Source organism: Nonomuraea sp. SYSU D8015, assembly GCF_008065375.1.
GTDB lineage: Bacteria > Actinomycetota > Actinomycetes > Streptosporangiales > Streptosporangiaceae > Nonomuraea.
The window spans coordinates 697,169-719,078 of sequence record NZ_VJYI01000001.1 but is presented as its reverse complement, the minus strand read 5'-3'; the positions used below and the strand labels follow the sequence as shown (position 1 = coordinate 719,078).

At 64.4% G+C, this 21,910-nt stretch carries 23 protein-coding genes; all 23 read left to right on the top strand.

Going from position 1 to position 21,910, the window contains the following annotated elements; all coding sequences use genetic code 11:
• Positions 1–29 precede the first annotated feature (29 nt).
• Positions 30–260 carry a hypothetical protein gene (locus ID574_RS05410; protein WP_188187611.1) on the top strand — a complete coding sequence of 77 codons (231 nt, stop codon included), beginning with the start codon at positions 30–32 and terminating at the stop codon, positions 258–260.
• Positions 261–271: 11 nt separating this feature from the next.
• Positions 272–679: a GPW/gp25 family protein gene (locus tag ID574_RS05405; RefSeq protein ID WP_188187610.1), complete on the top strand. Its 408-nt coding sequence runs from the start codon at positions 272–274 to the stop codon at positions 677–679.
• Positions 672–2,135 carry a baseplate J/gp47 family protein gene (locus ID574_RS05400; protein WP_188187609.1) on the top strand — a complete coding sequence of 488 codons (1,464 nt, stop codon included), beginning with the start codon at positions 672–674 and terminating at the stop codon, positions 2,133–2,135. The genes ID574_RS05405 and ID574_RS05400 overlap by 8 nt, the downstream gene beginning before the upstream one ends.
• Positions 2,135–3,112 (top strand): hypothetical protein, encoded by a 978-nt coding sequence (locus tag ID574_RS05395; RefSeq protein WP_188187608.1) that lies wholly within the window; start codon positions 2,135–2,137, stop codon positions 3,110–3,112. The genes ID574_RS05400 and ID574_RS05395 overlap by 1 nt, the downstream gene beginning before the upstream one ends.
• Before the next feature lie 9 nt (positions 3,113–3,121).
• A complete protein-coding gene (locus ID574_RS05390; RefSeq protein ID WP_188187607.1) occupies positions 3,122–4,129 on the top strand; it encodes a hypothetical protein in 1,008 nt (335 codons plus the stop codon).
• Positions 4,114–6,570: a hypothetical protein gene (locus ID574_RS05385; RefSeq protein ID WP_188187606.1), complete on the top strand. Its 2,457-nt coding sequence runs from the start codon at positions 4,114–4,116 to the stop codon at positions 6,568–6,570. The genes ID574_RS05390 and ID574_RS05385 overlap by 16 nt, the downstream gene beginning before the upstream one ends.
• Positions 6,570–8,825, top strand: a complete 2,256-nt coding sequence (locus ID574_RS05380; RefSeq protein ID WP_188187605.1) for a hypothetical protein — start codon at positions 6,570–6,572, stop codon at positions 8,823–8,825. The genes ID574_RS05385 and ID574_RS05380 overlap by 1 nt, the downstream gene beginning before the upstream one ends.
• Positions 8,826–8,832: 7 nt before the next feature.
• Positions 8,833–9,150, top strand: a complete 318-nt coding sequence (locus ID574_RS05375) for a hypothetical protein (protein WP_223166378.1) — start codon at positions 8,833–8,835, stop codon at positions 9,148–9,150.
• Positions 9,151–9,559: 409 nt separating this feature from the next.
• On the top strand, positions 9,560–10,567 hold the full coding sequence (locus ID574_RS05370; protein ID WP_188187604.1) for a hypothetical protein: 1,008 nt from the start codon (positions 9,560–9,562) through the stop codon (positions 10,565–10,567).
• A gap of 162 nt (positions 10,568–10,729) precedes the next feature.
• Positions 10,730–11,743, top strand: a complete 1,014-nt coding sequence (locus ID574_RS05365) for a helix-turn-helix domain-containing protein (RefSeq protein WP_188187603.1) — start codon at positions 10,730–10,732, stop codon at positions 11,741–11,743.
• Complete coding sequence (locus ID574_RS05360; protein WP_188187602.1) at positions 11,730–12,350, top strand: ATP-binding protein; 621 nt, start codon at positions 11,730–11,732, stop codon at positions 12,348–12,350. Before ID574_RS05365 ends, ID574_RS05360 begins: the two co-directional genes overlap by 14 nt.
• A complete protein-coding gene (locus ID574_RS05355) occupies positions 12,343–12,582 on the top strand; it encodes a hypothetical protein (RefSeq protein WP_188187601.1) in 240 nt (79 codons plus the stop codon). Before ID574_RS05360 ends, ID574_RS05355 begins: the two co-directional genes overlap by 8 nt.
• Entirely contained in the window at positions 12,569–13,006 is a 438-nt protein-coding gene (locus ID574_RS05350) for a hypothetical protein (RefSeq protein ID WP_188187600.1), read from the top strand. Before ID574_RS05355 ends, ID574_RS05350 begins: the two co-directional genes overlap by 14 nt.
• Complete coding sequence (locus tag ID574_RS05345; RefSeq protein ID WP_188187599.1) at positions 13,007–14,260, top strand: DnaB-like helicase C-terminal domain-containing protein; 1,254 nt, start codon at positions 13,007–13,009, stop codon at positions 14,258–14,260.
• On the top strand, positions 14,250–15,257 hold the full coding sequence (locus ID574_RS05340; protein ID WP_188187598.1) for a CHC2 zinc finger domain-containing protein: 1,008 nt from the start codon (positions 14,250–14,252) through the stop codon (positions 15,255–15,257). Before ID574_RS05345 ends, ID574_RS05340 begins: the two co-directional genes overlap by 11 nt.
• 2 nt (positions 15,258–15,259) lie before the next feature.
• Positions 15,260–16,891: a DEAD/DEAH box helicase gene (locus ID574_RS05335; RefSeq protein WP_223166507.1), complete on the top strand. Its 1,632-nt coding sequence runs from the start codon at positions 15,260–15,262 to the stop codon at positions 16,889–16,891.
• A gap of 118 nt (positions 16,892–17,009) precedes the next feature.
• Positions 17,010–17,468 carry a hypothetical protein gene (locus tag ID574_RS05330; protein ID WP_188187596.1) on the top strand — a complete coding sequence of 153 codons (459 nt, stop codon included), beginning with the start codon at positions 17,010–17,012 and terminating at the stop codon, positions 17,466–17,468.
• Between the two features lie 7 nt (positions 17,469–17,475).
• Positions 17,476–17,907 (top strand): hypothetical protein, encoded by a 432-nt coding sequence (locus ID574_RS05325; protein WP_188187595.1) that lies wholly within the window; start codon positions 17,476–17,478, stop codon positions 17,905–17,907.
• Position 17,908: 1 nt separating this feature from the next.
• Positions 17,909–18,145 carry a hypothetical protein gene (locus ID574_RS05320; RefSeq protein WP_188187594.1) on the top strand — a complete coding sequence of 79 codons (237 nt, stop codon included), beginning with the start codon at positions 17,909–17,911 and terminating at the stop codon, positions 18,143–18,145.
• 20 nt (positions 18,146–18,165) lie between these two features.
• Positions 18,166–19,002: a hypothetical protein gene (locus ID574_RS05315; RefSeq protein ID WP_188187593.1), complete on the top strand. Its 837-nt coding sequence runs from the start codon at positions 18,166–18,168 to the stop codon at positions 19,000–19,002.
• A 110-nt stretch (positions 19,003–19,112) separates the two neighbouring features.
• On the top strand, positions 19,113–21,068 hold the full coding sequence (locus ID574_RS05310; RefSeq protein WP_188187592.1) for a DNA polymerase: 1,956 nt from the start codon (positions 19,113–19,115) through the stop codon (positions 21,066–21,068).
• On the top strand, positions 21,065–21,466 hold the full coding sequence (locus ID574_RS05305; protein ID WP_188187591.1) for a hypothetical protein: 402 nt from the start codon (positions 21,065–21,067) through the stop codon (positions 21,464–21,466). Before ID574_RS05310 ends, ID574_RS05305 begins: the two co-directional genes overlap by 4 nt.
• Entirely contained in the window at positions 21,463–21,897 is a 435-nt protein-coding gene (locus ID574_RS05300; protein WP_188187590.1) for a hypothetical protein, read from the top strand. The genes ID574_RS05305 and ID574_RS05300 overlap by 4 nt, the downstream gene beginning before the upstream one ends.
• Positions 21,898–21,910 lie beyond the last annotated feature (13 nt).

Sequence of the window (21,910 nt, the reverse complement as noted above, 5' to 3'; positions counted from 1 at the left end):
GGATTTCCAGTTGTAAAGCGGGTGAAATCGTGGACGAGGCCCTGAATATGGCCGACTACGCGGAGGCTCAGCGTCAGGCGCGCATCGCGGCCGAAGATCGCGCCGTGGTGACCGAAGCTCGGCTGCGGACCGCGCACGCGCGGATTCGCGAGCTGGAGACGCTCGTGCTCCTGTACCGTCCAGCGGAGTCCGCTCCTGGCCAGGATGCGTCTCCCAAACCGGGAGAGGCTATCGGCTGGGGTCAGTACGGGGCGTCCTGATGCCGGTAGCGATGGACTTGCCCTTCCGGATCGGCGCGGACGGCGGCATCGCCACCACCCATGACCCGGCCAAGCAGATCGTCCAGAGGATCGTCACGGTCGTCGGCACTGAGCCCGAGGAGAGGGTGATGCTGCCTCAGTTCGGCGTGCCCGTGAACGACTACATCTTCGAGCCGGGCGGCGGCCTGGTCGCGGTCGAGCTGACCGAACGCACGAAGGCGCAGATGGCGATGTGGGAACCCGGCGTGATCGTCAACGACGTCAAGCCGATCCCGAAGGCCGACCAGCAGAGCATCGCCGTCATCGACATCCGCTACACGCGCACCGACGCGCCCGACTCCCCTGACGGGCTGGCGCGCTCCATCCATACCGCGTCGATCGACTCGCGCGGCCGACTGCGGGAGCGCCTGCGTGGCTGACGTCCCCATCGACTACACCAGCGCCGACTACCAGGAGATCAAGAGAGACCTCCTGCGGCACGCCGAGATCCTGCTCCCGGAATGGACCAGCAGGTCAGAGGCAGACTTTGGCGTTGTGTTGGCGGAATTGTTCTCGCATGCCGCCGACCTGAACAACTACAGCATCGATCGCCTGCTGGCGGAGAGCTACCTGCCTACGGCGACCACGATGCACGCGGTCATGACCATCGCCGACGTGCTCGGCTATGTCGCGCACAACGCCACTCCCGCCACCGGCACTGTCACTCTCGTCACCGATCCGGACGGCCCGGCCGTCACCGTCCCCAAAGGCACAGGCTTCGCGTCACGCTACCTGGAGGCGATCGACGGCGTCCTGCGCTTCGAGTCCACGCAGGACGTCACCGTTCCCGCCAACGGCGGCACGGTCCAGGTCCCCGTGGCCGAAGGCCGGACCACGACCAAGCTGCTGCTCGGAGCCTCGGACGGCACCGAGCTTCAGCGATTCGCCATCCCAAATATCGGGGTGATCGACGGCAGCATCCGCGTCCACGTCGAAGCGCCGTACGCGGATATCGAGTGGACCTACGTCGCCCGGATGATCTACTCCGGCCCGACTGACCCCGTTTTCACAGTCCGGCCGGACCCTGAGGGGACCACCAGCATTTACTTCGGCGACGGCGTCAACGGCATGATTCCTCCGCTCGGCAGCCGCGTCTACGCCACCTATCGAAGCGGCGAGGGCCGCAACGGAAATCTCGGCGCAGGCCAGATCTGGACCATGTCCGATGGCGTTGACGGCGTCACGATCGCCACGGACACGGCGGGTGCGCCGATCTCCACGGCCATGGTCGGCGGCGGCGACCGCGAGGATATCGAGGAGATCCGGCGTAACGCCTCGCTCGCGTATGCGGCTTTCGGCCGTGCGATCACGCTGGCCGACTACAGCAAGATCGCGCTCACGGTACCCGGCGTCAGCGCGGCCAATGCGGTGAGCAACGTCAGCAGCTCCGTGGTTGTCTACATCGCCGGTCCTGGCCGGACGACCCCGAGCGTGGATCTGATCAACTCCGTGACGGCGCAGCTCACCTCCGCGAGCGCGGCCGGTGTGCGCGTCAACGTCCAAGGCCCGACGATCATCAAGGTCAATTTCGGGTCGGAGGCGACTCCGATGCAGCTCACCGTGGCCCCGACATACCGCCGTTTCCAGGTGGAGACCAACGTCCGCAACACCCTCACGAGCTTGGTCAACAGCCCGGACAACGGCTTCGGCAGCCGGATCACGATCGGCGAGGTCTACGGCGCGCTCACCGCGATCCCCGGCGTCGTCAACATCACCATCCCGGTACTGGCCAGGCACGACGCCGCGCAGACGGTGCTGGCCGACGCGGTCATGGCCGCCTACGAGCTGCCCCAGCTCGGCACCATCACCATGGCGACCTCGGGCGGGGTGGTCTGATGCCAGCCACCTATCCCGCAGCGCTGCGCGGCTGGAGCACGAAGAGGGACTTCCAGGATCCGATCTTCGCCGCGAACTTCAACCAGACGCAAGACGAGCTGGCGGCGATTGAGCGGACGCTGGGCCTGATGCCGCAGCGGGCCACCAACAACCCGGCCCGCAGGACGCCCGACTACGGCACGGTGACCGCTCGCATCCTGGCCTCCGCCCGTGGCGAGCCGATGATCGCCTACCGGGGAACACACATCGGCGCTCAAGTGATCCCCAACGAGTATTTCCGGCCGCGCCTCACCGCCGTTGAAGACACCCACGGCATGGCGCACAACACGGGCTTCCGGATCAACCAGACGGGCTATTGGATGATCACGGCCAAAGCTGACTGGCTGGCCACCTCAGCGTCCCAGCGGCAGATCACCTCCCGCATGCTGTCGCTGGAGATCAATCAGCGCGATGTTGGCCTGCGTGACGTTCTCCTGGAGAGCGACAAAAACCGCGACTCCATGACCACCACGGTCACGTGGCAAGAAAACCTCGTGGAGGGCACGGATATCACCGTTGCGTTGCACGCGATTCTCGCCGACACCGAGCGCATCGTGGAGCCGGTCAACGTCTATCTTCGCGCGCATTTGGTGCGATGCCTGAGACAGGGTGGGCCTGGCCTGCCCAACCCGAACTTCGATCCTGATCCGCCGCCTCCTCCGCCGCCTCCTCCAGATGACGGATGCCAGGAGCATTATCCGGATGACGGCTGCCTCAATCACACCGGCTATCAGCCGCAAGGGCCATGTGGGCAGCCCTACAGCATTCGATGGCATCCCTATCTGAATACCAGCGCCACCTACGACTCGTGCGGCAATGTCGTAGAAATCCACAGGTCTCCCAACGCTGGCACACTCTATTCGGGCAGGTGGGACGGGACGCACTCCAATATCGATCTCCGTACGGGGTTCCCCGGCTATGTCCATTACGGCTTTTAGGAAAGCACTGTGACCGCTTCATACCCACAGTCCATCCCCGTATGGACGACCAAGCGCAACTACGTCGATATCGTGTGGGCCGACCACATGAATCGCGTCCAGGAAGAAATCGAGGCGATTCAGCGAACGCTTGGAATCGTGCCGCAGCGCGCCACGAACAACCCTGGCGGCCTCACGCCGGATCACGGGACTGTCGCTGCCCGCATTCAGTCAGTGGCGCGAGGCGAGCACGTTCCCTACTTCCGGGGAAGCATCCGCGAGTTCGACGTGACTCCGAACATCTGGCAGCGGCCGACCTTGCGCGCCGACGAAGATCCTTTCGGCATGAGCACCGGCACCGGAATTCGGCTCAATGAATCCGGCTTGTGGTGCTTCACCATCAAAGTTGACTGGCAGGCCAACAACGATACACAGCGCTATGAGGCGATCCGGCTGCTGCGCCTGGAAGTCAACGGCAATGACATCGGCGTGCGCCATGTCCTGGAAGAGGGCAGCCATAACCGCAGCGCCCTGCACCAGCACATCACGTGGACGGAGACGCTCGACAAGGGCACGCGGATCAGCATGGGAATCCGCACGAACCTGAATGCGTCCACGCGCGAGCTGGATGCGCACTGCTATCTGCGAGCCCATCTGGTCCGGTGCAACGAGTACAAGGGAGAGGGTGAGTCGGTCCCTTTTGACCCACTGCCCGACCAGGTGCCGGGCGATCGACCACCAGTCTGCATCCCCATCCCGCCGCCGGACGAATGCCGCTACACCGTGTACTGCACATACGAGGGATTGCGGCAGGTTCCTCGCGTTGATATCGCGCGAGGCGGTTCGGCGTTGTCGCGGATTCAGATCATCGACAACTCGCATCGGTTCTACGACCTGTCCCCGCACCCGGAATTCTCGACGCTGGACGAGGTCATGGAATACCGGGACGAGCTGTGGTACCAGATGACCGGCTGGCGCGGAGCCTGGACAACTGCCGATAACGTTGTAGAAAGCGGAATCCATTGGCCATCTATCTAACGCATAACTACGGCACCAGGTTTTACGGCCCTGAGCCGGACCTGCCGAACTTCAATCCGGACTCCTTCATCGCCTACAGCCGCGACTACCGGACCGTTCACATCACCTGGGATCCGCCAACCGGCGAGTTCACGCGCTTCCGGCTGCTGAAGAACCGGTGGGGTTACCCCGTCTCGGAGATCGACGGCGAAATCCTGCTCGATTCGGAAACACCGGAGAACTCCTACAACGACATCTACGTAGCCCCCGGCCATTTCGTCTACTACTCCGCGTTCCTCCAGCTCGGCGGGCAGTGGATGTGGGCGGCCACAGCCTCATGCCTGCACATCGCCGACATGAAGAGCGCGGCATGGCTGTGGTCGCGTCTGCCGATCCACTACCAGATCATGCGAGGAAACCGGCTCGACCTCGAAGCCGACACCAACTCGACCCTCATGCGGTATCTGGGGCTGATCGGGTGGGGCCTGGATAAGGTCCGCACGTCCTTCGCCGCCGCATGGCGCAGCCAGGACCCGGCGTTCGCGCACATCGGAAGTATCGACCTTCTCATCCAGCAGTTCGGCTTGCCCGCCTATCCCGGCCTGTCCGGCGCACGCAAGCGAGCCTTCGTCCGCGACGCCGCAAGCCTTCTGGCCCGGCGCGGCACCATGGACGCGATGATCGCCGAGGCGCGAGCCGCGTCCGGCTGGGATCTCGCCCTGCGCCCGTCACCGAATCTCATGCTCACGGCCGACCGCTCCCAGATGCTCAACCCCCGCCCACGCGAGTGGGACCCGACGATCATCTACAAGGTAGGCGACCGCGTTGAGTTGGAGGGCGCGCACTTCGTCTGCAAGGTCGCCGGAGCCACCGGATATGCGCAGATGCCGCCCGCTGGCGAGCGCGTGAGCAACACCTGGTGGGACCCGCTGCTCGTGCTCGACGCAGCGACGGCGGCCTACGATCCGACCAGCCGGTCCCAGCACGGATGGGCACCACAGGCGTTCAGCGTGACGACAGATGACAAGATCGCCACGGAACTGGTGCTGGGCGCTCCAAAGCCGCTCGAAACCCACCTGAGCATCAATGCCGTGACAGTGAAGAACAACCACACGGCTGCTGCCAACATCGGCGCTCGCTGCCTGCCCGAGGCGGCCGGGCAGCCCGTCAAGCCGCTGACGGCGATCACGCACGGCATCCCCATCCCCAAGCCGCAGCCATGGGACGCCACGACTGAGTATCCGGCTGGCTCTCTGGTGACCTTCCAGGGACGGCTGTATACGGCTGTGCGGCCTGGCCGTCTCGGCGTCGCGCCGCGCATCTCCGACCGCTGGCAGGTGGTCGGCACCGACACGCGCGTCAGGCTGACCCTGAGCGCCTACACCCACCAGCCGCACACGGCGACCTCGAAGCCGGTAAACCCGGCACAGGTGTACGCGGAGTTCTACGACGAGCGCGGCGCATTCCTGGGCCGCGAATTCGGGGCGGCGACGGACACTCGCGTGCTGGACACCTTCACCACCCACCATGTCACCGACACCACCATGGTTGTCTGTGACCGATTCCCTGTCACCGCAGGCACCGCCTACACCGGAACCGCGTGGCTCTACCAGCCGTCCAGCTCCCTGTACCTGGAGCTGTTCATCAACTGGCTCACCAGCGCGGGCGGCTACATCAGTTCCACGATCGTCGGTATCACTCCGGCGCTGGCGACGTGGACACAGGTCACCACAGGGTCAGTGAACGCACCGGCCGGAGCCGCACAGGCCGAGATGGTGATCATTTACAAGGGCGGCGCGGTCCAGACGCAGCCGCTCTACGTCGATGAGATCCAGCTCGCCACCACCGCCGCGCCCACGGTGCCGATCAACCCCAACAGCACCTTCTCCAGCGGCGTGGGCAACTGGCACATGACCTATGGCGGTACGTTGGCCCTCAGCTCAACCATCGGCCATGCCTCCGCACCGAGCATGAAGATCACTCCCACTGGTATCTCAGCCCTCAGCCGTCTGTCCGGGCGGACCACCGAGTACGGCAGCAAGGTCTGGAGTGTGGGCGATGGCATGCTCGGCTTCCAGCGCGACTCCTATCTGTACGGCGTCGTCCGCCCCACCGATCCGGCCGCGCGATCCTTTGCCCTGCTCGACTACGGCAGCGGTAACGCCACGGTGGCCGCCACCTTCTCCACCAACGCACCCACGGGCATGGTGCAGGCGCTCATCCTCCGGGCCGCCAGCACCACGAGCTACATCCGCGCGACCAGGACCAAGGTACAGACGGTCAACGGCGCGGCGATCACGGACCTCGTCACCTACTCCACGCCGGTCAAGGACGGCGACCGGCTGACCGTCAAGGCTAGCGGTACGTCGATCACCGTGCTTCGCAACGGCGTGCAGGTCGCCACGGCGACAAGCACTTTCAACCAGGCCAATACCAAATTCGGCATCGCCGTGGAGGCATAGTGACCGTCTACGCGAACTATCTGACTAACCCCAGCTTCGAGACGAACACCACGAGCTGGGCCAGCAGCGACGGCGCGACCCTGACACGCGGCACCACGCAGAAGCAGATCGGCTCCTACGGCCTCCAGCTCTCCGTCTCGACGACGAGCACGCAGACCAAGGGCATGGAGACCACGGTCGCCATCGACCCTGGAACCGCGCCGCTCACCCTGAGCGGCTACCTGATCACGCGCGCCGCCGCCAACGGTGCCACCTACAACAGGCTGATCGTCACCGTCTACGACATGCTGCCCGAGGAGACCAACGCCCAGCGGCAGCAGGTCGGCACGCTCACGGTCACGGCGACCGGCCGATGGGCGCTGCGCAACCTGACCCCACGCGCGGGAGCTAACCGCCTGGTCGCGCGGCTGGCGATGGGCAACACGTACTTCAAGGCCGGGGAGTGGGTACAGACCGGCCCCTACTACCGCCGCTTCTACGGCAGCGACTACCCGGACTACGAATCGCATTGGTCTGCCACCACAAGCTTCGCGAACTCGAAGTACAACTCCACTATCAACGGCTACGGTTCCGTCGGCCCATCCGGCGACGGAACCGGATACTACGAGGTCACGTACTACGAGCTAACGTGGTCTCCCGAGGTCAACGGCGGTACCGCGAACGGCTGGCTTGACGCCCTCCAGCTCGAACGCGGGAGTGTCGAGACGGCGTATGTGGATGGCGACTCGCCTGGCCACGTATGGTCAGGCACCCCGCACGCGTCGGCCACTCTGGGCATCGCCTATGCCCAGGCTTCCGGCACTGCCAACTCCACAGGAAGCCTCGATACCTTCACAGTGCTGCTGCCGACCCTGGCAGGCACCGCCTCTTCCACCGGCTCCCTGGACGGCGATCTTGTCGGCATGGAAGCCAAGGGGACGGCCTCCTCCACTGGAAAGCTCGCACTGTGGCCGTACGGCCCCATGGGTGCCAGCGGAAGCGCCGATTCCGTCGGAAGCCTCGACGCCTACCCGGTGATCTACATCGGCGCAGTCGGCGACGGAACTTCCGACGGCGGCTTGATGCTGGACATCACCTACCCGATTTCGCTGTCCGGCACGGGAAGCAGCACGGGAAGTGCGGAACTCACCTTCCCGCCCGAGCTTCAGGCCAGCGGCACCAGCTCTTCCACGGGTGATCTGACCGCCGCCATCGCTGGGCAGACGGCCGGGCATGGCATCGGGTCTTCCTCCGGAAGCCTGGACCTGGGGCAGGCAATTCCGCCTGGCGCTTTCGCTGACTTCGCGGTTTTCGGGGTGACCGAGACGGACCCGCTCCTGTCAGTCCGTGCCCGCTCCAATGGCGGCACCAATACGGGCGCGAACGGCGCTGAGTGGGTGAGGATCTACTGCGATTTCGTCGCGCCCGAGGACGTTACGACCTCCGACGGCACCCTGTGGAAGCGCGCCGCCTACGTCGTACCAGGTATCCGATTCGATAATGTCGCGGCCACGAACTGGCAGCAGTTCACCATGTACCAGGTCCAAGTTTCCGGCCCGAATGGACCGACGCTCTATCGCATGGCCAATTCGCTGGTCCCGTACGTGTACCCGGACCGGTTGAACATCGCCGCTACCGATCTGCGTATCAGTGCTGACGGCGTGGAGTCGAGTTCTTTCGACGTGCCGTCTCCGTTCCCTGATGACACGCAGTCTGCTCAATGGGTGGTATGCCCGCTCGATGTCCAACAGCAGATCTTCACCTCCTACGACATTCTGCGCGGCAACGCCTGGTACACCGTCTCCGCCTACATCTACAAGTCAGAGGGGATGGATGATCTGCACCTGAAGGTCTACAACCCGGCCACGGGCGCGCAGCTCGGGAAGACCGCTTCCTACGCCGACGGCATCGATGCTCCGGAAGCCGGGGAAGGGTGGAAGCGCATTGTCACCGTCTTCCAGGCACCTGCGGACGGCGGAGTTCGCATGCTGTGGGAACCGCAGATCACCCAGCCGCAGATAGGGGATGAAGACTTCCTCGTGGCAGGCCATCTTCTCGAAGAGGGAATCGCGATGGAACCGTACTTCTTCTGGAAGGAAGGCAACATCGACCTCTGGCGCAGATACGGATACACCGACGCTTCCGGCGGCACATTCCATTACAAAGACTTCGCGCGCCGCAGCTACATTCTGAAGCAGGCGCTCGACGAATCCGCGCCAACAGGAGTCATCGTCGAGTTCCCGGAATTCGGGAAGATCCCGTACCTCGACAATTAGGAGTCAGGTGTATACCGTCCAGCTTCTCACCGTTGCCATTTCCACTGTCCTTCCGGTCCTGGTCGGCCTGGTCACCAAGGCCAGCGTGAGCGGCGGCACGCGCGCCGTCCTGCTCGCGCTGCTGTCGGTGGCCGGTGGTGTCGTCGCCAGCGCCCTGGACGCCGTCAACGCTGGCGTCGCTTGGGACTGGCGGAGCGCGCTCATCACCGCCTTCACGGCCTTCGTCGGCGCGGTCGCTTCGCACTTCGGTCTGTGGAAGCCGACCGGCGTGTCTGACTGGGCCAAGAACTCGCTCGTGAAGGACCGGCAGGACCTTGCCGCCTGAAGCTGATCTTCTCACGCTAGCGCAGGCCGCGCTGACGTGCTGGGTCGTCTGGGAAGTTCTCCTAGCTGCGGGAACTTCCCGACTTCCCACCATCGTGCAGTCGCTTCTCGTGATCGCCGTGGCGGTCGGCCTGCTCTGGTGCCCGTGGCCCCTGGTGATGGACACGGGCACTGTTGCCGCTCTCGTGGCGGTGCTGCGTCTGGCATCAGTCTGGGTCGAGCGAACCGAGCGTCCCGTCATGATCCGGCCTACCACCCGCATGCCCTGATCACCTGCCCCGTGAGCCCCTGGTGCCCTGCGCCGGGGGCTTCGCAGTTTCACGATCGATATCGTGGTGACTTTCCAAATGCATCGCTGAGAGGGTAGAACTGTCCGTGCCCAATCCGACCACATGAGTCGAGGATCCCCTTTGTCTGACTACACCCTTGCCGTTGGCGTGCTCGGAACCGCCAACCCGAAGCAGGAACTCATCGACCAGGCCCTCACCGACTGGATCGACTCCATCGCACCGGAGGACGCCGACGTCCAGGTCCACGTCTGGCTGCCTGCCGACCGGACCTACACCACGCCCGGCGTCGCCGCCGTCGCCGAGTACTTCAGCACCGAGAACGACATCCGCCGCGCTGTGGCCAGCAAGACGCTCGGCGTGCGCGGACGAGCTATCGCGGAGAGCGCCGAACAGGTAGTCGAGATCGACGGCTCGACGTTGGTCTCCGAGCTGCTGGACCAGCTCGTCAACACTGAGCTGGGCGAGGCCGACCGCTGGCTCATCCTGCTGTGGGAGGAGGGTACCGACGACGGCCCCATGGAGGAGATCGCCACCGAGGCGGCCGGGAGGGGCATCAAGGTCAAGGCCCTGAGCAGCACCGGCCTGGACGACATCGAGTTCGACGAGGAGGAAGAAGCTCCGGCCGAGGAGGAAGCACCCGAAACCGAGGAAGAGGACGAGCCGGAGATGCCCCGAAACGCTCGCACCGCAAAAATCTCAGAGGAGAACAGCCCGTCCCCGGTATCGGAGGACCCCCAGCCCGAGATCGAGGCTCCCAGGGCCGCTCCGGACGAAGCGCAGACCGAGCGCCCGCTGACGGCTACCGAGGACGGCATCACCAACCTGGCCGCCGACGTGATCGTGGACTTCTACCGCATGGTGGACGCCATCGTGGCCGAGCGCGTGACCAGGGAGCTGGACCGCCGGGAGGCGCAGCGTCAGGAGGCCCAAAAGCGCGAGGAGGTCATCGCCGCCAACACCGCTCCCGGCAAGCCGCGCGCCGCCGAGGACATGGTCACCGTGATCCGCAAGGCGGACGGCAGCTACGCGCGGCTCAAGCCGGGCCGCCTGCCCAGGGGCGCGCAGAAGGTGCAGATCAGCCGCACCGAGGCCGAGGAGCTGAACCTGCTGGCGGACGAGGCCGCCTAGAAAGCACGAAGCGGGGGTCCCCGATCAAGGAAAGGGACCCCCGCTAAGGCAAGGTGTTGTCTCCATCAACAATCCGGACATTACCGGATAAATCGGCCAAGCGCAAGCTAATCTTTAGATATCGAGGCCGATATTCAAGCTCAAACTCCTGGAGCACCACACGTGGCTGACGCCTCCTCCGAGATCCGCATTGGCCGCCGCCGCAGCGGCTACACAGTTCTCGCGAACGACCTGCTCGAAGACGGGATCATCTCCGCCCGCGCCTACGGCATCTTGGTCTACCTCGTGACCCGCCCTGACAACTGGGTCTGCCGGGTGAGCGACCTCATGAACAGATTCGTCGAGGGTCGCGACGCCATCTACACGGCACTAAAGGAGCTGGTAGACGCCGGATACATGGCCATCGAGAACGTGTACGACGAGACCACCAAGCGCCCGCGCAAGCTCTACAGGATGCTCTGCGACAACGAGGGCAAGTTCCCCGTGGAACCCACCCAAGAAACCGCAGGTCAGAGCCGACGTCCTGAAAAGCCGGATACGGGAAACCCGGATCCGGGAAATCCGGGCCTTAGTAATTACGGAGTTGTACCAAGTACTGAAGGTAGTAAGAACACACACTCGCGCTCCGCGCGAGCGGCGAAGGGAAGCCGGTCCAAGGACCGTCTCCCTAACCGGGAGAGCGACTCGGAGCGTGACCCGGCTAAGGCCCTGGGCCTCTTCCCGATGACCGAGGTCGTACCGGCTCCCAAGGACCGGCTCATCAACCCAGACACCGGCCTGGGCCTCGCCCACTACTTCCAGAAGACCATGCGCGCCAGCGACGACCTCGCCGCCAAGGTTGGCACGGTCAATCTTCCGGCTTTGGCTAAGAGCCTGAACGGCTGGAAGCAGGCAGGCGTCACGCCGGACCAGATCCGGGCCATGATCGACATCTACGCCAGCGACCCCAGCCTCCACCTCAGGGGCCGCGTCGCCTGGGTCTCCTTCCTGGCTCGCCGCGCCGCGCTGGCCGAGCGCCTCCAGGCGCAGGAGGAGGCCGACACCCACTTCAACCCGGCCGCCGACGGCTACGCCGAGAGCTGGGGCCTGAGCCAAGACGACGTCACCGAATACGACACCCCCAAGACCTGGGCCGAACTCAAGGCCGAACGGGAGGCCGCCAATGCTGCCCATTGACTACGCCTGGCGCTGGGAGACCGCGCAGATCCCCCACGAATGCCGGGGACGAGGCTTCGACGACTGGAAGATCCACAACCCGTCCAGCGAGCAGGCCATCGCCACCTGCGCCAAGTTCGCGGCCGACTTCGACCAGCACTACGGCCGGACGTCCACGGACCGCTCGCGCGTCGGCAAGGGGATCCTCCTCATCGGCTCCCACGGCACCGGCAAGACCACGCTCGCCTGCATGACCGCCAGCGAAGTGCACTGGACGCACGACAACACGATCTTGTACTACAAGGCCAGCCGCATGCTCTCCGACATGCGCGCCGTCGTGGCTGGCACCGCCGGGCCGAAGATCGCCAAGCGGATCAAGCGCCTGCGGACGGTCGGCCTGCTGGTGATCGATGACGTCGGCAAGGAGTACCGCACCGAATCTGGCTACGTCGGTTCCCAGATCACCGACCTGATTCGCGGCCGGTACGAAGACGGCCTGCCCACCGTGGCCAGCACCAACGAGAAGCTGGAGAAGTGGGACGAGATGTATGACGCCAGCATGTCGTCCTTCGCCCACCAGGCTTTCACGATCATCCATCTCGCCGGAAAGGACATGCGCCGTGCCTAAGATCACCCGGAAGGTCTTCACCGCCACAGCCACCCTCCCGCGCTGGCTTGACCTGGAGAACTTCCATGTTGTGCAGGCGAACATGGGCCGCTACCTGTACGAGAAGGCCGCCAGTGAGGGCTTTCACAACGCCCAGGGCGAGATCTTCCACGCGCCGAAAGGCGACCACATCCACATCACGGTGACCTTCACCGGCACCATCTTGGAGATGGACGACGATGCAGGGCGGTGACCTCTCGTCGGAGGTGCTGCCGACCGTCCTCGTGGTCTTCGAGACCGTGATCGCCACGCCTCCGGCCGCCGGTCCCACGCGCCGCTGGCGCAAGGCCAAGCCTCCGGCCGCCGACGCCTTCGCCTGGGACCAGACGGCAGAGGCCGCGCTGTGGCGGCTCACCCTCCGGGCCGACGTCAACGTGGAACTCGTGACCTTCATGGGGGAGGAAGTCGCTTCCAGCATCCGGGAAGTGCTCCGTACCCAGAACTTCCCAGCCCGTACTGCCTGGGCAGCCGACAGCCCGGAGGCCCTGGCCCGCCAGCTCGCCTACATGCCGTACGTCAGCGCTGTCTACGACGGCGATCCTGTCCGCCAGTTCACTTACGGCAACCGGACCCGCATCGTGACCAGCCACAACAAGCAATTTCTCGGGGCATTCTGAATGGACATCTTCCGGCAGATCATCAGCCACACCGTCTGGGCCGACGGCCTCAAGGCCGCCGTGGACGCCGGGGTCAAGCGCGAATGGTTCGCCGATCCCGCCGCCCAGGACGCCTGGGACTTCATCCTGGAGTACTACGGCCGCTACGGGAAGGTTCCTTCCCAGCGCGTCTTCGCCAGCGAGTACCCGAACTACGAGCTGGACTCCGAGCTGGAGCCGCTGGAGTACGTCCTGGAGCAGGCCCGCGACAAGCGGACGGGGTTCCTGCTCGACACAGCGGTCTACCGCGCCGCTCACGACCTTCAGGCGGGCAACACCCAAGGGGCGCTCAAGGGCCTGGCCGCCGCCGTGGCGGGCGTGATGGCCGACGTGCCCACGTCGGTGGCTGTGGACGTCACCGCAAACGGCCAAGAGCGCTTGGACCGCTACCAGGAACTCCGCGACCATGACGGTGCGCTCAAGGGCATCACTACCGGGTTCCAACTGCTCAACGAGGCCATCGGCGGTTGGCGTGGAGGGAACTTCGTCGTCTTCGGTGGCAGGCCCAAGAGCGGGAAGTCTACGTTCCTGCTGCTGGCGGCCATTGCCGCGTGGAAGGCGGGCAAGAAGATCCTGTTCGTCGGCTTCGAGATGTCGCGCGAGGAGCAGGAAGAGCGCCTGGACGCCATCGAGGCCATGGTTGCTCATAACGCCTTGCGGGACGGCTCGCTCGCTCTCAAGGAATTCCGCAAGGTCGAACGCGCTGTCAGGGGCATGGAGCTGTTCCCGAACTTCTGGCTTGCGACCGACCCTGATACTTCCACGACCCCGAGTGGGATCCTGGCCATGGCCGACATGCTCAAGCCGGACCTGATTGTCGTGGACGGGCTCTACATGATGCAGGACGATCTTGGGGAGGATGTCGGCTCGGACAAGGCCCTGCGTCACATCTGCGCCCACCTGAAATTCGGGGCGATGCGGCGGAACATCCCCATCCTGGCCTCAACCCAGATGCTCCAGTCCAAGATGCATGGCGAGGAAGTCACCCTCGCCAGCTTCGGCTACTCCTCCGGCTTCCAGCAGTGGGCGGACGTGCTCATCGGTGTGCAGGTGACCGAGGACCCGATCATTGCCATGATCAAGATCCTGGCCTGCCGCAACGGTAGCCCGATGGACTTCTGGTTCTACCGGAATTGGGTCCAAGGCAAGTTCTACGAGCTGGAGCACAACCCCTTCGGCGACGACGATGACGCGGACGACAACCATGGCTTCTAACCGTCTACCTAACCGGGAAAAGATCGCGAAGGGCTGGGACGCCTTCGCCGACGTCGTACCCGGAGACGTGGCCGCTGCCATGGGAGCCCTTGGCCTGGAGATCCTCAGCGAGGAGTACGGCGAGGTCTCCGCCCGCTGCCCAGCACACCTGGAGCGTCTCGGCCACGAGGACCGGAACCCGTCCTTCTCGGTCAACGCCGATCATGGGAAGTTCAATTGCTTCTCGTGCGGCTTCTCCGGCCGCTTCGCCGAGCTGGTCGCCTATGTACTCGGGGTCGAGCACGGCCAGGCCGTCGCGTGGATCCGCAGCAAAGGCACCGTGGCCGCCGTCACCCGCATGTACGAAGAGCGCGAGCCGGAGCCGGAGCGCAAGAAGATCAGCGAAGCCTCGCTCGCGCTGTACGTCGATCCACCGGCTGACGAGCTGGACAAGCGCGGCATCTTCCTGGAGGCGGCCCGGAAATTCGGGATCCTCTGGGACCCCAAGCACTCCGCGTGGATCACCCCCATCCGCGACGTCTCCGGCAGGCTCATGGGCTGGCAGACCAAGTCGTCCGGCTACGTGCGCAACCGGCCGTACGGCGTCAAGAAGAGCGAAACCGTCTTCGGTCTGCATCTGACGCCGCCTGTGCCGGGTACCGGCGTCCTGATCGAATCCCCGCTGGACTGCGCTGTCCTGGCGACGTTCGGTGTGGAGTACCCCGTGGCGACGTTCGGAGCGAAGGTCTCCGCCGCTCAGATCGCCCTGCTGAGCAGGTTCCGGCGGGTCATTGTCTGGATGGACAACGACGAGGCGGGCTGGCGTTCCGCCGAATACGTCGGCTGGGAGCTGCACAAGCGCTACACCTCCGTCGCCGTCGTCACCCACGAGGACTTGCCTTGGGGCTGCGATCCCGGCGGCTACAAGGACGCCGACGGCAACACCGTCCTCCTCACCTCCAAGCAAATCCATGCCCAGCTCGAACGAGCCATGCCCTTCTCCCTCATGCGTTGGTGATCATGCTTCTCACACACCTGTTTCCCTACCAAGCTCCCGCTGTTCCCCGCTTTTCCGATCGGGGAAATCTCTTGCTTGCCTATGACACCGGTCTGGGCAAGACCGTCACGAGCATCGCCATGGCAGAGAAGATCCTGGAGGCCGGTAACGACACGCTGGTCCTGATCATCTGCCCGGCTTCTCTCCGGCTCCAGTGGGCTCGCGCCATCGCCGAGCACACCGACGTGGAGACCACCACGAAGAAGGTCGGCAAGCGCGAGATCACCGTCCCGACCGACCGGTGGTGCGTAATCGTCGGCGGCACACCCGAGCAGCGCAAGCGGCAGATCGCCGACGTGATCGAGCGCCGCCCGCAGTACGTCATCGCCGGTTACGAGACGGTTGCCCGCGACATCAGGAAGTTCAAGCACCTGGCCGACATGGTGATTCTCGATGAGGCCACGGTCCTGTCCAGCCGTACCTCCACACGGGCAAAGCGGCTGCGCACGGTCAAGGCCGCCTTCCGGTTGGCACTGACGGCGACTCCTGTGGAGCACCGGCCGGAGAACATTTTCGGGATCATGGAGTGGGTAGACGACAAGCTGCTTGGAGACGCTTCAGACTTCGACAAGGCGTACATTGTCCGTGATCACTGGGGACGGCCGAGGCGGTACAGAAACCTGCCGACGCTGCACCGGAAGCTCTCCCCGGCCATGATCCGGCTGCGGATCGAGGACCCCGATGTCGCCGCGTACATGCCCAAGACGCTCTACGAGACGTGGCCAGTGACCATGGACGTTGCGACGCGCACCTTGTACGGGCAGGCGGCGGCCGACCTGTCCTACGAGTTGGCGCAGGTCAGCGGCTCTGGCGACTTTGACTTGGCGGCCTACTACGGCGGCTACGACGAGACCTCCAAGGCCGGTAAGGCGATGGCCGTCTACAGCACGATGCAGATGCTCATCAACCACCCGCAGTTGGTGGTGACGTCGGCTTTTGAGTACGAGCAGGCACAGGCGAGGAAGGAGGCCGGAGGCAAGGTCCCCAAGGACCTTCCCGGCTCCGCGTACGCCGCGAAGTTCGCCACCGCCTACCACCTGAAGGAGCTGGCCAGCTCGCCCAAGCTGGACCTGGTCACGACCAAGGTTCGGGAGATCTTGGCGGCTGACCCGGCGTACAAGGTGGTGATTGTCAGTAGGTACCGGGGTATGGAGCAGATTTTCCGGTCCAATATCGGGCCTGATATCGGAATCGTCGCGTACCACGGGGAGCTGTCGGAGGCAGCTAAAGAGGAGGCCGCTGATGCCTTCAATCGCGACCCCGATACTCGGGTGATCTTGATGAGTCACGCCGGAGCCTATGGCGTTGACCTGCCCGGAGGCTCCCATCTGATCAACTACGACCCGCCTCTTTCCGCAGGTCAGCGTATCCAAATCAACGGTCGGATCCGCCGGGCGAGCAGCAAGCATGAGACCGTGACGATCGTGGATGTGCCGACGTTGGACACGATCGAGATCCGGCAGTACGACCGGCTCCAAGTCAAGGGCACGGTTGCCTCAGCCATCGTGGATGGTCACGGAGCCGACGCCGACGGCAGCGTGTCTGCGCTGGTCGGAAGCCTGTCCCGGCATGCTGAGCAGGCAGCCGCCGGGTGATCTGGACAGTTACTAACCTCGATGTCCGGATCGTTACCGGTGGGGGTTAAGTAACTGGGGCAATATCGGGGTAGATTTCTAATAGTTTCTGCCGACGAGCCCTACGAGGACGACCCCCATGCCCATCCGCCGCAATCCGACCAGCTCAGCGCCGCTGCCGAGCTTGGAGGAGATCACGGTGACGGCACGGCAGAAGTTCGCCCTCGACGAGGACGTCAAGAGGCTCGGGGAGCGGGTCAAGACCCTGCGGGATGCGATGGACGCCTACGCGGCCAAGGCGGGGGTTACTGACGCCAAAGGTCACCGCAGGGTCCGCTTCTCCGAGCCCATCGAAATCGGCGGGAAGCAGGTCAAGGGCTTCGTCCGCCAGCGCAGCGAGAGCATCCGCCTGGATGAGGACGCCGTCTACGACCTCGCAGAGGAGAAGGGCCTCCTGGACCGGGTCATCCGCAAGGTCGAGATCGAGGAGATCGACCAGGACGCCCTCTTCGCCCTCCAGCAGGAAGGGCTGATCACCCGCGAAGAGCTGCAATCGCTCTTCACCAGCTCCACTACGTACACGATCAAGAGGATCTGAGCCGCACATGGAACACCCTGGTCGCCCTCTCTGGTCTGCCCTTCCGGCCGACGAAGACCGCGCCCGCCTGTACGAGCTTCCCTACATCGAGCGGGAAGTCACGGTGCGCGGCGTTACGAAGACCATCAAGTTCTGGGAGATCGCGGCTCTGGCCGAGATGCTCAACCGCAAGCCCAGCGTCATCCGCCTCTGGAGATCCAACGGCACGCTCCCGCGCTCTCCGTTCTGGCAGAACATCGCCACGACGGCCACCGGCTCCAAGCACGGCATCCGCTACTACTACAGCGAAGACATGATGCTCGGCATCGTGCGCATCGCCCGCGAAGAGGGCGTCCTGGAGCGCTACAACGTCCAGATCACACGCACGGCCTTCACTCGCCGCGTTCAAGCCCTTTTCGACGCGGCGCAAGCCGCCCTGGCACAGAAGGTGGCCGCCTGACATGGAAGTCAGCTACCGCCGCGTCATCCGCACGAATCTCGGTCAGTTCGAGTGGGAGGAGAACGGGGGCCAGGTCAAGCTGGCCGACACCGACTTCCCGGACGAGAGCGACCTGACCGCCGAAGAGCTTCTGAACCGCGCCAAGAACATCGTCAACACGTTCCTGGCCGACGACATCATCCGGCTCCGCGACCTGGCCATCAACCGCTCCCACGTTCACGACCAAGAAGCAGCCTGAGAGAGGCAACACCCCCAACCATGGCACGTTCCATTTCCCGCCGTAGCGCGACCAGCACCCCCACTGCCAGCCAGTACACCCCCGAGCCCGACACCGACGAGCAGCACGAGAGCCCCGAGGCCAAGCCCCAGCGCCCCACCTTCCGTAAGATCAACCGCTCCGCCGACGACGAGGCCCCGCGCGCCACCAGCAAGGGGAAGCGCAACGTCGGCCCCTCCGCTGCTGGCGGCTGGGGCGGATACAACGAGGAGAAGGCCAAGGGCGGTAAGTCCTTCGGTGAGAACCTGAAGGTCGGCTCCGAGCCCAAGATCATCGCCTTCCTGGAGGACGAACCGTTCGCCGTCTACCGCGAGCACTGGATCAAGCAGGAGGGCCGCCAGTCGTTCACCTGCCACGGCACGGAGCGGGACTCCAAGGGCAAGGAGGTTAACGTCTGTCCGCTGTGCGAGGTCACGGACAAGAAGCCCGCACTACGGGTTCTCTTCAACGTCGTGACCTTCGACGACGGGGACCCGAAGGTCGTCATCCTCCGCGCTGGCGTGCAGCTTTCTGACCTGATCCACGACTGGGCCACCAGCGAGAAGACCAGCCCCATCAACCGCTTCGACGACGCCGACGGCAAGCCGGACCTGTACTGGGCCATCAAGCGCATCGAAAAGAAGTCGGGCGGCCAGACGAAGTATGACTACAGCATCGTCCCCGTCAAGGCCCGTGACCTGGCGGAAGAGTGGGACATCGATCCGCTCACCCAGGCGGAGCGCGACGAGCTGATGGAGAACCTGTTCGACGCTGAGGGCACCGTCCGCATCGACCCCGTAGAGGACCTGGAAGAGCTGGCCGAAGGACTCGCGGCCTAGTCAGCTCTTCCACACAACCAGGCCCCCACGACCCAAACCCTTTTCCGCCCGGTAACCCCCCAGCCGGACGGTAGGTCGTGGGGGCCTCGCCACCCCCGGAGTCCTCACACATGCGCCTGGCACGACACATCGTCTCCGACGTCGAGCACCTGCGGCACGTCGTCAAGGAGATCTCCCGACACGACCACTTTGCGTGGGACATCGAGACCATCGGCGAGTACGCGACCACGCCCATCCGAAATGATGTCGCCTGGATCGCGTTCTCCGCGCCCGGCGTGGACGCCGTCATCCCCATGCGCCACCCGATCGGCAACAAGATCATCGGGGAGCGCAAGGAACCGCGCACCGACAAGAACGGCAAGGTTCGGAACTTCCGCGTTCCTGTATGGGACGAGCCGCCTCCCCAGCTCCGCCCGTCAATCGTCTTCGAGGAGACGTACGAGCTGTTCGAGAGCGACCGGGAGAAGGTCGCCCAGAACTTGACCTTTGACGCCATCTCGATCGCCAAGCACCGTGGCGGCTCGTTGCCGAAGCCCCCGTTCCACGACACCTTGGTCTCCTCGTGGCTCCTTGACGAGAACCGGTTGAACGGCTTGAAGCCCCGCGTCCGGGAGGAATTCGGCTCCGACTACGACCAGGGCAAGACCGGCAAGCACATCGCCACCACCCTCTTCAACGACGTCGCCCGCTACAACCTGCTCGACACCCGCTTCACGCGCTGGCTGCGCAACCGCAACCTCAAGGGGCTCGAAGATCAGCGTCTCTTCCCTGTTTTCCGGCTGGAGATGGACGTCCTCGAAGTCCTGCTCTCCATGGGCATGGAGGGAGCACCTCTCGACGTTCCCGCGCTCCACAGCCTCAAGGACCACCTGGAGAAGCTGATCGAGCAGCAGGAGGCGGACGTTTATCGGAGCGCCGGTAAGGCGTTCAACCTCAACGCCCCGCGCCAGGTCGCCGAGGTCCTCTACTCCCCCAAGGCCAAGGGCGGTCAGGGCATCAAGCCCACCAAGCTCACGGCCGGAGGCAAGAAGAAGAAGCAGGCGGGCGAGAGGGTCACCTTCCTGGACTACACCACGGACGCCGATGCACTGGAGAAGGCCGCAGGCAATCCGGTGGTGGACGCTCTGCTGGCTTTCAAGGAATCCAGCAAGCTCTTGTCCACGTACGTCTACGGCTACCTGGGCGACGCCACGGCCAAGGACCGGCCCTGCCAGATCCACTCCGGCAAGATTCACACGAATTTCAAACAGTACGGGACGGTCACTGGCCGCTTCAGTTCCTCCGAGCCGAACCTTCAGAACATCCCTAGGCCCGGTACTGATCTCGGCAAGCGTATTCGCGGGCTATTTATCGCGCCGCCCGGCTACAAGCTCATCGTAGCGGACTACTCACAGATTGAGCTGCGCATTCTGGCTCACTTCGCTGGACCTGGCGCACTGCATCAAGGTTTCCTGGACGGCATTGACCCGCACACTATTACCGCCGCCGGGATCCTTAATCTGCCGCACGACCAGGTTACTGGCGAGCAGCGCACCGACTACGGGAAGAGAATCAACTTCCTCATCGGATACGGCGGAGGCGAACACCTCCTCGCCGAAGTCGCGAAAATCCCGCTGACCGAGGCCCAGAACATCATTGGACAGCACGAGGCGAGCTTCCCGGAGATCTACGCCTACAAGAAGAAGCTGCTATCTGTCGCGCGCTCGCGCAACCCGCCGCACATCCGCACTCTCACCGGCCGCATCCGCCGGGTACCGGATGTGATCTCTCCCACGAAGTGGATTCGGCAGAAGGCAGAGCGGCAGATCATTAACAGCCACATTCAGGGCAGCGCTGCCGACATCATCAAAATCGCGATGGTGAGAACACACTCGCTTCTGCCCGAGGGAGCGAAGCTCATTCTCACTGTTCACGACGAATTGGTCACACTAGTACCCGACACCCTTATCGAAGAAGCTCGCGTGGCAATCCACGAGGGAATGCTTGGCGAGGGAATCAAGAACCTCATATCCGTCCCCCTTGAATCAGACACTAAAGTCGTAGACCGCTGGAGCGAAGCCAAATGACCGCTTACATCAACGCCAAGCCCATGTACCAGACGCGCCTCGCATATGACCTGCTCCCGTGTGACGAGGCCGTGCAGGGCATGATCGCCATGGGTCTGACTCCCCCGTCCGGCGACACCGCCGACATGGAGCACGCCCACTCCCATGCCCGGTCCGAGGCCGTCGAGCATTACGAGCCGCGCATCGAGCTGATGTCCCAGATCTGCACGGACATCATCCTCATGAAGGTGCTGGACCCCTCCGACCTGGAGGACCTGGAGCCCGAGCAGCTCGCCGCCCTCAAGGCCAGCTACACGCAGATCATCTCCATCTGCTCGTCGGCGATCATCGGCAACCTCATGGCCGACGAAGCGTCCGGACTTCGCTCCATGGTCCGCAAGGGAGGCATGCAGAAGTGAGCGACTTCTGGAAGCAGCGTCTCGCCCAGGCCCGGCCGCAGCAGGCACCGGCCGCTCAGCCTGCCCAGGCCGCAAGCCAGGCATGGTGGCAGCAGGGCATCCCCCAGCGCCCGCAGCCCGTCCCAGCTCCTCAGCCCCAGCATCAGCCTGAGCAGCCGCAGGAGTACAAGCCTCACCAGGCCAAGAGCGCGCAGGCTGAGACCACCTGCCCGTCCTGCTACAAGGACACGCTCCTGCCAGTGCCCGGCCAGCCCAACATCCGGCCGCGCTGCACCGCCTGTGGCTATCCCGTGGAGCACTCCACGTCCGGCATGCATGTGCCGACCGAGCCTGGAGCGCCAGTCGCGCCCGCTCGACAGGTCAGCACCGCGAACAATTTCAGCTTCGGCAACGTATTCGCGCACATCGGACCGAACGGATCGGTCAGCTAACCCCCCGCAATTT